The following is a 339-nucleotide window of genomic DNA, read 5'->3' as shown; positions in this document are numbered from 1 at the left end:
GCCGATGCCGACCTGGGACGGGTCGAGGCCGCCCTCCAGCTGGATGCAGGCGAGCGCGGTCAGGAAGTCGACCGAGCCCTGGCTGTAGACCTTGCCGTCGCAGCCGAGCATCGAACCGCTGTTGTAGTACTGCATGTTGACGACCGTGAGGACGTCCTTCACGTTGAGCGCGGTCTTGAAGTACTCGCCGGCCGTGGACTGCATGTCGATCGTCTGCGGTGCCATGGTGAGCACGAACTTCTGTCCGGCCTTCGCGGCGAGCTGACGCAGCGCCTTGGTCATGTACGTCGAGTTGAGGCCGTTCTCGAGGTCGATGTCGACGCCGTCGAAGCCGTACTC

At 64.0% G+C, this 339-nt stretch carries 1 protein-coding gene; it reads right to left on the bottom strand.

What is annotated here, in order from left to right:
- On the bottom strand, positions 1-339 hold a 339-nt coding region (locus tag GTW43_RS05850; protein WP_237536432.1), incomplete at both ends, for a glycosyl hydrolase family 18 protein.

The organism is Streptomyces sp. SID5785 (assembly GCF_009870065.1).
In the GTDB taxonomy this organism is placed as follows: domain Bacteria; phylum Actinomycetota; class Actinomycetes; order Streptomycetales; family Streptomycetaceae; genus Streptomyces.
Note: the sequence above shows the minus strand (reverse complement) of the source record. Positions and strands in the feature narration are given on the sequence as shown.